The sequence below is a fragment of the Arthrobacter sp. ok909 genome (assembly GCF_900104405.1).
Classification (GTDB): domain Bacteria; phylum Actinomycetota; class Actinomycetes; order Actinomycetales; family Micrococcaceae; genus Arthrobacter; species Arthrobacter humicola.
This window is the reverse complement of record NZ_FNJS01000026.1, coordinates 57172-67360: the sequence shown is the minus strand read 5'-3', so window position 1 is coordinate 67360 and position 10189 is coordinate 57172. Positions and strand designations below refer to the sequence as shown.

Sequence of the window (10189 nt, the reverse complement as noted above, 5' to 3'; positions counted from 1 at the left end):
GAAGCCCGTGACCTCGCAGTTCTGGATGATGTCCACGCCGAGCTCGTCGCATTTGCGGGCGAACGCCCACGCAACGTGGTCGTGCTTGGCGATCCCGGCGCGCGGCTGGTACGTGGCACCCATGACCGGGTAGCGGATGTTGTCGTTGATGTTCAGGATGGGACAGAGTTCCTTGACCTGCTGCGGGTCCAGCCACTCGGCGTCGACGCCGTTGAGCTTGTTGGCCCCGACCCGGCGGACGCTTTCGCGGACGTCGCCCAGGGTGTGGGCCAGGTTCATCACCCCGCGCTGGCTGAACAGGAAGTCGTACTCGAGTTCCTCCGGCAGGATCTCCCAGAGCTTCAGGGCGTGCTCGTAGATCGCCGCGCTCTCGTCCCAGAGGTAGTTGGAGCGGATGATGGTGGTGTTCCGGGCCATGTTGCCGCCGGCGAGCCAGCCCTTTTCCAGGATGGCGATGTTGGTCATGCCATGGTTCTTGGCCAGGTAGTACGCCGTGGCCAGCCCGTGGCCGCCGCCGCCGACAATCACGGCGTCGTAGGAGGACTTGGGTTCCGGATTGCGCCAGAGGAAGTCAGGGTGCTCCGGAAGGTGCTCGGTGGTCATTGTGCTGCTCCAATCAGTTCTGCTTCAAGCCCGGTTGCCGCTGCGCTGGTGCCAAGGTGCGGGTAGAGGGGGAATTTTGCGGCCAGGGCGCTGACGCGCCCGCGCAGTTCGGCGACGGTTTCGTCGCTGAGTTTGTTCTTCGGGGCCTGCGCGGTCAGGGCGGCGGCGATGATGTCCGCCACTTCGGTGAACTCCGCGGCGCCGAAGCCGCGGGTGGCCAGGGCGGGGGTGCCGATCCGCAGCCCGGAGGAGACCATGGGCGGGCGGGGGTCGAACGGGACGGCGTTGCGGTTGACGGTGATGCCGATCCGGTGCAGCCGGTCCTCGGCCTGCTGTCCGTCCAGTTCCGAGTGCCGCAGGTCCACCAGGACCAGGTGCACATCGGTGCCGCCGTTGACCACCGAGATCCCGGCGGCCGCGACGTCGTCCTTCAGGAGCCGGGAGGCGAGAATCCTGGCCCCTTCGAGCGTGCGGTTCTGGCGTTCCTTGAACCCGGCGGATGCCGCGATCTTGAAGGCCACGGCCTTGGCCGCGATCACGTGTTCCAGCGGGCCGCCCTGCTGGCCGGGGAACACGGCGCTGTTGATCTTGCGCGCATACTCCTCCTTGCTCAGGATGACCCCGCCGCGCGGGCCGCCGAGGGTCTTGTGCGTGGTGGTGGTGACGACGTCGGCGTAGGGGACGGGGTTCGGGTGCAGCCCCGCGGCCACGAGGCCGGCGAAGTGCGCCATGTCGACCATCAGGTAGGCGCCCACGAGGTCGGCGATGCGCCGGAACTCCGCGAAATCCAGCTGCCGTGAGTAGGCGGACCATCCGGCAACGATCATTTTGGGCCGGTGCTCAAGTGCCAGGGCCTCGACCTCGGCCATGTCAACCAGGTGGTTGTGCTCGCTCACGTGATACGGGACCACGTTGTAGAGCTTGCCGGAGAAGTTGATGCGCATGCCGTGGGTGAGGTGGCCGCCGTGGGCCAGGGCGAGTCCCATGATGGTGTCGCCCGGTTCCAGGAGGGCGAACATGGCGGCCGCATTGGCCTGCGCGCCCGAATGGGGCTGCACGTTGGCCGCCTCCGCGCCGAACAAGGCCTTCACCCGGTCGATGGCGAGCTGTTCGATCACATCGACGTGTTCGCAGCCGCCGTAGTAGCGCTTGCCCGGGTAGCCCTCGGCGTACTTGTTGGTCAGCACAGATCCCTGCGCTTCCATGACGGCCGTCGGCGCAAAGTTTTCGGACGCAATCATCTCCAGGGTGGACTGCTGGCGTTCCAGCTCCCTTGCCACCGCCTGTTCGACCTCGGGGTCGACTGCGGAAAGTCGCTCGTTCAATTGCTCAACCACGGACGCTCCTTTTGAAATACCATTGTTGCTGCGACTGATATATCAGTGTGGGGTCAATGGTATGATTGGGATCACAACAGAGTCAATAGCTGAAGCCAAGTGGAACCGGGCTTCCGCTTGGAATCCAGGAACGGAGCCGCGCCGTGAATGCACTTCCTGCCCTGCCGCCCGCAGAGGACGAGGCCATATCCCAGGCGGAGGCCGCCTACCGGCAGCTGCGCGACAAGCTGATCATGCTCGAGATCCGGCCGGGTGAGCCCATCAATGACGGCCAGCTCGCGATCGAGCTCGGGTTCGGCCGCACGCCGGTGCGCGAGGCGATCAAGCGGCTGGAGGTGGACCACCTGGTGGTTTCCTATCCGCGCCGGGGAACATTTGCCACCAGTGTGGATTTCACGGAACTGGCCGACGTCTCGGAGATCCGGGAATTGCTGGAACCGCTGGCGGCACGCCGCGCGGCCGCCCGGGCCAGCGTTGCCATGCGCCGGGAGCTGCTGCATGTCGCCGATGTCATTGCGGAGCTGGACCCGAGTCCGGGGGAGTCCCGGGACCTCATGCGCTACGACCTCACCGTGCACCGGCTGATTTACCGCGCCGCCGGCAATCCCCATCTCGAAGAAACGCTGATCCGCTACGACAACCTGGCCACCCGCATCTGGTGCCTGGTCCTGGACAAGGTGCCCTCAGTGAGCGGCCACATCACCGAGCACGTGGAGCTGCTTAAGGCGGTGGCGGCCGGGGAAGCGGACAAGGCGGCCGAACTCGCCCTGCATCACGTCACGAGTTTCGAAGAGACCATCCGGAAGGTGCTCTAGGAGCGCGCCTGGCTGCCGTCGACCACGACGGGTGACGGCGACAACACAGAACGGCTAAGGTCTCCTGACCTCAGCCGTTTTTCTTCCAGCGCCTCGGCCACTTCACGTTCAGCAGGAGCAATCCCAGCAGGAGCGAATCGACTGTCATGATTGCCGCCATGAGGTAGGCCCATCCGGCCATCATGGCTTGGTCGCCGCCCCGCGGCCCGAAGTGTGTGCGTGTATCGGAATGCCCATGACGATCTCCTGACTCGGATCCCCCCAGTCGCTCGATAGTTTCCCAAGTCTGCCACCCAGTCGCCCCGGTGGGAACGGCGTCGCCGCCGGGCTCAAGCTTTTCCCAAGCTGGCACGTGAACCTGCGCTTTCACTGCAACTACGTCTCATTGAGCGCAACCATGATTCGCGGCCGGACGGGATGCTCGGCGGGGGCAGCCAATAAATCTGTCTTGAATTAATTCACGCGATCGAAACAAAAACCCATTGACTGTGTCATGGGTCACGCCTAACCTGATGCAACAGCGTTGCACTGATTGCAACTCCAAAACCCTTTGGTGGACACATGAGTAACGAATCTTCCTCCCCCGCCACTCTTGCGGGAGCGACCAGCCCGGAGTCGAATAACGGGCATGGCAGTACTTCCTCCGGACACAACACGTTGAGCGGCGGAACCGCCCCGGGCGGTCAGCCCTCACCCGTCAACGGCGACGGCGATCGAGTCAGCCGGGACACCCGACGTCGGGTGGTCGCCGCCAGCTTCATCGGCAACTTCGTCGAATGGTTTGACTACGCCGTCTACGGCTACCTCGCCGCAACCATCGCGGCGGTCTTCTTCCCCGAATCCAATCCCCAGACCGCGCTCTTGCTGACGTTCGCCCTGTTCGCGATCTCGTTCCTCGTACGGCCGCTCGGCGGCTTCGTCTGGGGCCATATCGGCGACCGGGTCGGGCGCAAGACCGCACTATCCCTGTCAATCCTGATCATGTCCGGAGCGACGTTCTGCATCGCCCTCATCCCGGGGTTCAACTCCATCGGGATCTGGGCCCCGATCCTGCTCCTGGTGGTGCGCGTCGTCCAGGGCTTCTCCGCCTCCGGCGAATACGCCGGCGCATCCGCCTTCCTGGTGGAGTACGCCCCGGCCAACAAGCGCGGCCTGTACGCCGCGGTGGTCCCGGCCAGCACGGCCGCGGGCCTGCTGCTCGGCTCCCTGCTCGCGGGCCTGCTGACCGTCCTGCTCAGCGCCGAGGCCATGCAGAGCTGGGGGTGGCGCCTGCCATTCCTGCTCGCAGCCCCGATGGGCCTGATCGGACGCTACATCCGCACCAAGCTCGAAGACACCCCGGTGTTCCGCGAGCTGGCGGAAGAGGACCACGCCATCAAGGCACCGGTCTCCAGCCTGTTCCGGAAGCACTGGCGGCTGCTGCTCAAGGCGGTCGGAGCCGTGCTGCTCAACGCCGTCGGCTTCTACGTGATCCTCAGCTACATGCCCACGTACCTGTCCTCGGAACTGGGCCTCGGGAAAGCCGAATCCTTCCTGGCAACCACCATCGCGCTGGTGACCTACATCGGGTTCATCTTCCTGACCGGAATGCTCTCGGACCGTTACGGCCGGAAGAAGGTCCTCATTTCAGCATCCCTGAGCTTCATGGTGCTGACCGTGCCGGCCTTCGCCCTGCTGGGCACGGGGAACTTCCTGGTGATCGTCCTGGTCCAGATCCTGCTGGGCGGCATGCTCACACTCAATGACGGCACACTCCCGAGCTTCCTGGCGGAAATGTTCCCCACCCGCGTCCGCTACAGCGGCTTCGCCGTCAGCTTCAATCTCTCCAACGCCCTCTTCGGCGGCACCGCACCCTTCGTGGCGACCCTCCTGATCGCCGCGACGGCCAACGCCCTGGCTCCGGCCTGGTACCTGGCCGGCGCCGCGACAGTCTCCCTGATCGCCGTCGTGCTCTCCCGTGAAACCAGCAAGGAACCGCTGCGACACGAGTAGCCCCGGCCGGCCTCTAAATTTCCCCTCTAAAGAACAGCACTGCAGAAAGGCACCACCATAATGAGCATCACCACGTCCGATAACGCTTCGTCCATCGCCGAACTGGAGCGACTGAAAGTCCTGCACAACGGACAGAAGGAAAAGCTGACCTTCTCCAATGCTGAATTTGAGCGCCGGCTCGGCGGATTGCGCCGGATCATGGCAGAGAAGGACTTGGACGCCGTCGTCCTGACCAGCTACCACTCCATCAAGTACTACTCCGACTTCCTCTTCACGTACTTCGGCCGCTCCTACGCCATGGTGGTCACCAAGGACGACACCGTGACCGTCACGGCCAACATCGACGCCGGCATGCCGTGGCGCCGCAGCTACGGCGACAACGTGGTCTACACGGACTGGCGCCGGGATAACTACATCTTCGCCATTCAGGAAGCCCTCCGCGCCCGCGGCATCAGCCCCCGCCGGCTCGGCGTCGAAGACGATTCGCTCCCGCTGGACAACCGCAACAAGATCCAGGCGGCCTTCGCCGGGGCCACCCTGGTGGACGTGGCACAGGCGGCCATGCGCCAGCGGATGATTAAGTCGGCCGAGGAGATCGAGGTCATCAAGCACGGTGCCCGGATCGGGGACCTGGGCGGCGAAGCCATCCGCAATGCCATCACCGCCGGCATCACGGAGTACGAGGTCGCCCTGATCGGCACCGAAGCCATGGTCCACGAAATCGCCCGGACCTTCCCGGATTCGGAAATCCGTGACACCTGGGTATGGTTCCAGTCCGGCATCAACACCGACGGCGCCCACAACTGGGCCACCACGCGGAAGATCCAGGAACACGACATCTTGTCCCTGAACTGCTTCCCGATGACCTCCGGCTACTACACCGCACTGGAGCGCACCTTGTTCTACGGCGAACCCGATGCCCGCTCCCTGGAGCTGTGGAACATTAACGTGGAAGTCCACAAGCGCGGCCTCGAGCTCATCAAGCCGGGAGCTGTCTGCAAGGACATCGCCGCCGAGCTGAACGAGATCTACGTCGGCCACGGGCTGCTGGCCAACCGGACGTTCGGCTACGGCCACTCGTTCGGCGTCCTGAGCCACTACTACGGCCGGGAAGCCGGACTGGAACTCCGCGAGGATATCGACACCGTGCTGGAGCCCGGCATGGTGGTCTCCATGGAGCCCATGATCACCGTCCTGGACGGCCAGCCCGGCGCCGGCGGCTACCGTGAGCACGACATCCTGGTGGTCGGCGAGGACGGAGCCGAGAACATCACGAAGTTCCCCTTCGGCCCCGAATACAACATCGTGGGCGCCTAACCGCACCACACCCCCTGAAAAGGGCGGACAGCAGAAGCGGCGCCACATCCAACGTGGCGCCGCTTCTCGGCCCTCATACGGAATGATGGTAGACACCATGACCCCAGCAGAATCTCCCGAGACCACCGGCAACGGCGACACCAAGGGCACCTCCGTCATAGTCAACGCCATCGCCGTGCTGCGAACGTTCACCGCCGACGAGCCATTGCTCGGCGTCACCGAGATCGCCAACCGCGTGGGCCTGCACAAGAGCACCGTTTCCCGGATTCTGGCCACCTTCGAGCAGGAACACCTGGTGGAACGGGACCCGGAGAGCCGCCGCTTCCGGCTGGGGCTGGGACTGATCGCCGTCGCCGGACCGTTGCTGGCCGAGCTGGAAGAACGGCGCGTGGCCTACCCGGTCCTGCGCGAACTCACCGAACAGACCGGCGAAACGAGTGCCCTCATGGTGTGGAACGGCGCCGAATCGATGTGCGTGGAACAGATCGCCAGCCACCACCAGATCAAACACACCACCCCGCTGGGTGCCCGGTACACGGACGCCATGAGCGCCTCCGTTCAGGTCTTCCTGTCCGCCGAGCAGTCCGAACGTGTCCGGACGCTGCTGCGCAGCGGAGCGATCAGCTATCCCGGACTCGACGACGCCGGCCTGGACGGCTACCAGATCAAGCTCAAGGATGTGACGGGCCGCGGGTGGGCCATCAACTACGGCGAATCATCGATCGACGAAGTGGGCGTCGCGGCCCCCGTCTACGACCACCGCGGTGACATCGTGGCAGCCGTCCTGATCCCGGCCCCCCGGTTCCGCGTTTCACGCGAAAGGCTGCAGAGCCTGGGGGAAGCATGCGCCGCCGCGGCCCACAAGGTCACCACACGCCTGGGCGGACGCGCGCCCCAGAGCAACAACTAACACGCCCGCACACCCGCACTTCACTCAACTGAGCCTGGCCAGCCGGGCCGCCAGATGCAGTGCCGCCAGCCGGCCGGTCGTGCGAGGGTCGCCGCCGCATAGATCGAAGATCCGCCGCAGCCGCTGGTGCATGGACTGCCGTTCCACGTGCAGCTCCCTGGCTGCGAGGGCCGTATTGCACCCGGAATCCATCCACACGGCCAGGGTGTCGAGAAGCCGCGAATGGCGTTGCGCATCATGATCCAGGAGCGCGCCCAGTTGCTGGCGCACGAAGGTCCGCCGCTGATCGGGATCCAGAGATTGAACGGCGAGACGTTCCACCGCAAATGCCTCCGCGTCGACCACCGGATGGAGCCAGCCACCACCTCCGGGACCGGGCTCCTCCCGCGGAGCGGCCAGTTCCAGGGTCAGTTTGGCTTCGGACAGCGACCAGGGTGCGTCCGAGATACCGGTCGCCAGTGGTCCCACGGCGGCCTGCATTCCATCCATGGCCGGAAGCTCCAGCAGGGCTGCCAGGAGCCTCTGCCGGCTCTCTTCCGGAGCATCCCCGGCCAGGCCGACTACTGCGAGTAGCTCGGCGTTGTCGACATAGCTCGCATGGAACCGTGCCGCCCGGGCCAGAAGCTGCTCCACCGACGAACGCAACTGTTGCGAGAGATCCGAGCGGACCACCACAGCCGCGAGCGGCTCGGACGCCGGAATTCCTGCTGCTGAGGCCAGTTGTTGAAGCCTCCACGGCTGGCTGCCGGAATCGACCGCCCGGATCAAGGCAGCTCCCGCAACCTCCCGCAGCCCGGGCGACATCCGCTGCAGCATGGCCAGGGCCAGGATGTCCACGGATCGTTTTCCGGCAGTCCGCGCGAGGTTCTCATCCTCGTCCGCCGGGACCCGTAACACCAGCTGCGCCGCAAGGATTCCGCGCACCGGCACATCGATCCGAATCAGACGAGCATATTCTTGCGGCGCGGAGATAGAGCTGCCGGCAGTGTCGCCGACAATGGTGTTCTCGGGCGCTGCACTGGCCAGGGTCACACCTGTAAGGGAAGCGAGGGTCACCTCTGCGTGCGCGATCCCGGCGAGCACGGCCAGAATCCGGTCCAGGCCGCCGCCGTGTGCCAGCTCGACGGCCATCGCGTGGCTGGCTTCGTCTGCCTGCCGCAACTGGGACACCGATTCGCTGACCAGTGACGAGTTGATGGCCTGCATGACACTGACAAACGGCACCACCTTGCGGAGCTCGATCAGCGGCAGCCCGGCTGCCTCAGCGGCCGACACCATCAGGGACGGCAGTGAAGGAAGGGCGACACCGGTTTCGATGGCTAAGGCCGCCACGCCCCGTTCTGCAAGCTGGTGGATGTAAGTGACCCGCCGGTCCTCGGAGGCCAGTGCGAGGGCTTCCCCTCCCGTCAGCAGAAGCTCGCCGCCGTCGAGCAGGGGAGCGATGTCCAAAATCTCGCTGGAGTGCACCCACCTTAGCTGGGTCCGGGCGGCCCGGCCCGCGGCCGCCCTAACGATGGGATCAGCGGCTGCCAGCGTCGGGTGGTTCAGGACATCTTGAAGACGTATTGACATGACACTCCGTCGTGTAAAGCAAGTATTAATTAGACACATCATATATAGGCTGATGTGGCATGGGCCACATAATCTTGAAGCATCCCAATCGCTCACGGAGGCTCCAATGCGTGAAAAATCCCCCAAGGTTTCGGCCAGCACCGCACCAGCGGCCAGCGTAGACCACGAAGCGTGGCTTCAGCCCATCCCCGAATCAGAGCGGACCCGCAAGGTCTCCGGCCAGTTCTGGATCTGGGCCGGGGCCAACCTCGCCCCGATCAACTGGGTGCTCGGTGCGCTCGGCATCCAGCTCGGCCTGGGGTTTGCGGACACGGTCACCGTTCTTGTCCTTGGAAATCTGATCGGCATGCTGCTCTTCGGGTGCTTTGTCCTCCTAGGCCAAAAGACGGGAGCCACCGGCATGGTGCTGGCACGGGCCGTCTTCGGCCGGCGTGGCAACTACCTGCCGGCCGCCATCCAGGCCCTTCTGGTGATCGGCTGGTGTGCGGTCAACACCTGGATCATCCTGGATCTGGTCATGGCGCTGTTCGGAACCCTGGGCTGGGTTGACCCGGAGGCCCACAACTATGCGTGGAAGGTCGGCATCGCCACCTTCATCATGGCGGCCCAGGTGGCCATTGCCTGGTTCGGCTACAAGGCCATCGCGGCGTTCGAAAAGTGGACCGTCCCCCCGACTATCATCATCCTGACCGTGATGTCGGCCGTGGCCTGGTTCGGCATGAAGATCAACTGGACCTACGCCGGCCCGGCAGGCCACATCCTGGAAGGCTCCGAACGCATCGCCGCGATGAGCGCCGTCATGACGGCCATCGGCATCGGCTGGGGCATCACCTGGTTCACCTACGCCGCAGACTACTCCCGCTTCGTCAGCACCTCGGTGCCCAAGCGCAAGGTCTACCTCGCCTCGGTACTGGGCCAGTTCATCCCCGTCGTCTGGCTGGGCATCCTGGGGGCCAGCCTGGCCACCAATACCGGCGAAATCGATCCCGGAAAACTCATCGTGCTGAACTTCGGCGCGCTGGCCCTGCCCGTGCTGCTCATGGTGCTGCACGGCCCCATCGCGACCAATATCCTGAACATCTACACCTTCTCCGTAGCCACACAGGCACTGGACATCTCCATCAGCAGGCGCAAGTTGAACCTCTTCGTCGGCGTCTTCTCCCTCGCAGCCGTGATCTTCTTCATCTTCCAGGAAGACTTCGCCTCCGTACTGGATGCCTGGCTGATCGGGCTGGTCGCCTGGGTGGCAGCCTGGGGCGGAGTCATGCTGGTCCACTACTTCTGGATCGAGAAGCGCTGGCCCGGCAACCCGGACCGGCTGTTCGACGCCATCGGCACCAAGCGCCTGCCGGGCGTGAATCCGGCCGGCATCGCATCCCTGCTCATCGGCATCTACGCCACGTGGCTATTCATGTACGGGCTCGTGCCGGCAATGCAGGGACCCATCGCCGTCGCCCTGGGCGGATGGGACCTGTCCTGGCTCGCCGGGGGACTGGCCAGCGCCGCCTCCTACGCCATCCTGGGCCCGCGGTTCCACCGCAAGTTCCTCGATGTTCCCGCCCTCAGCGCACAAACCGTCGAGGCTTCCACGCCCCACGCGGCCGACCTTCCGGTCCCGTCCACCACCCGCGCCGTCCTTTAGC

The 10189-nt window shown here is 65.0% G+C and carries 8 protein-coding genes; 5 read left to right on the top strand and 3 right to left on the bottom strand.

Annotated elements, in window-relative coordinates; genetic code table 11:
- Positions 1-603: FAD-dependent oxidoreductase (locus tag BLR03_RS17955; RefSeq protein WP_139184590.1), on the bottom strand; the 603-nt coding region annotated here is incomplete at its 3' end.
- The gene (gene glyA / locus BLR03_RS17950) at positions 600-1940 is read right to left on the bottom strand and encodes a serine hydroxymethyltransferase (protein ID WP_091255297.1); all 1341 of its coding nucleotides are present in this window, start codon (positions 1938-1940) and stop codon (positions 600-602) included. The genes BLR03_RS17955 and glyA, both read right to left, overlap by 4 nt.
- Positions 1941-2083: 143 nt before the next feature.
- On the opposite strand from glyA, the gene BLR03_RS17945 reads away from it, so the two are divergent.
- From BLR03_RS17945 to BLR03_RS17930, 4 genes are all read left to right on the top strand, one after another.
- Positions 2084-2755, top strand: coding sequence for a GntR family transcriptional regulator (locus tag BLR03_RS17945; protein ID WP_091255295.1), 672 nt, complete (start codon positions 2084-2086; stop codon positions 2753-2755).
- Between the two features lie 561 nt (positions 2756-3316).
- On the top strand, positions 3317-4747 hold the full coding sequence (locus BLR03_RS17940) for an MFS transporter (protein ID WP_091255293.1): 1431 nt from the start codon (positions 3317-3319) through the stop codon (positions 4745-4747).
- A 60-nt stretch (positions 4748-4807) separates the two neighbouring features.
- Entirely contained in the window at positions 4808-6064 is a 1257-nt protein-coding gene (locus BLR03_RS17935) for an aminopeptidase P family protein (RefSeq protein ID WP_091255291.1), read from the top strand.
- A 97-nt stretch (positions 6065-6161) separates the two neighbouring features.
- Positions 6162-6974, top strand: a complete 813-nt coding sequence (locus BLR03_RS17930; RefSeq protein WP_254788577.1) for an IclR family transcriptional regulator — start codon at positions 6162-6164, stop codon at positions 6972-6974.
- Positions 6975-6998: 24 nt separating this feature from the next.
- On the opposite strand, the gene BLR03_RS17925 is transcribed toward BLR03_RS17930, so the two are convergent.
- Positions 6999-8546: a PucR family transcriptional regulator gene (locus BLR03_RS17925; protein WP_091255289.1), complete on the bottom strand. Its 1548-nt coding sequence runs from the start codon at positions 8544-8546 to the stop codon at positions 6999-7001.
- Between the two features lie 106 nt (positions 8547-8652).
- On the opposite strand from BLR03_RS17925, the gene BLR03_RS17920 reads away from it, so the two are divergent.
- Entirely contained in the window at positions 8653-10188 is a 1536-nt protein-coding gene (locus tag BLR03_RS17920) for a purine-cytosine permease family protein (RefSeq protein ID WP_091255287.1), read from the top strand.
- Position 10189 lies beyond the last annotated feature (1 nt).

Bases quoted from the DNA above. Each gene is read 5' to 3' on its own strand.
- BLR03_RS17930 (WP_254788577.1), top strand. From the start codon at position 6,162: ATGACCCCAGCAGAATCTCCCGAGACCACCGGCAACGGCGACACCAAG.
- BLR03_RS17940 (WP_091255293.1), top strand. From the start codon at position 3,317: ATGAGTAACGAATCTTCCTCCCCCGCCACTCTTGCGGGAGCGACCAGC.
- BLR03_RS17925 (WP_091255289.1), bottom strand. From the start codon at position 8,546: ATGTCAATACGTCTTCAAGATGTCCTGAACCACCCGACGCTGGCAGCC.
- BLR03_RS17920 (WP_091255287.1), top strand. From the start codon at position 8,653: ATGCGTGAAAAATCCCCCAAGGTTTCGGCCAGCACCGCACCAGCGGCC.
- BLR03_RS17935 (WP_091255291.1), top strand. From the start codon at position 4,808: ATGAGCATCACCACGTCCGATAACGCTTCGTCCATCGCCGAACTGGAG.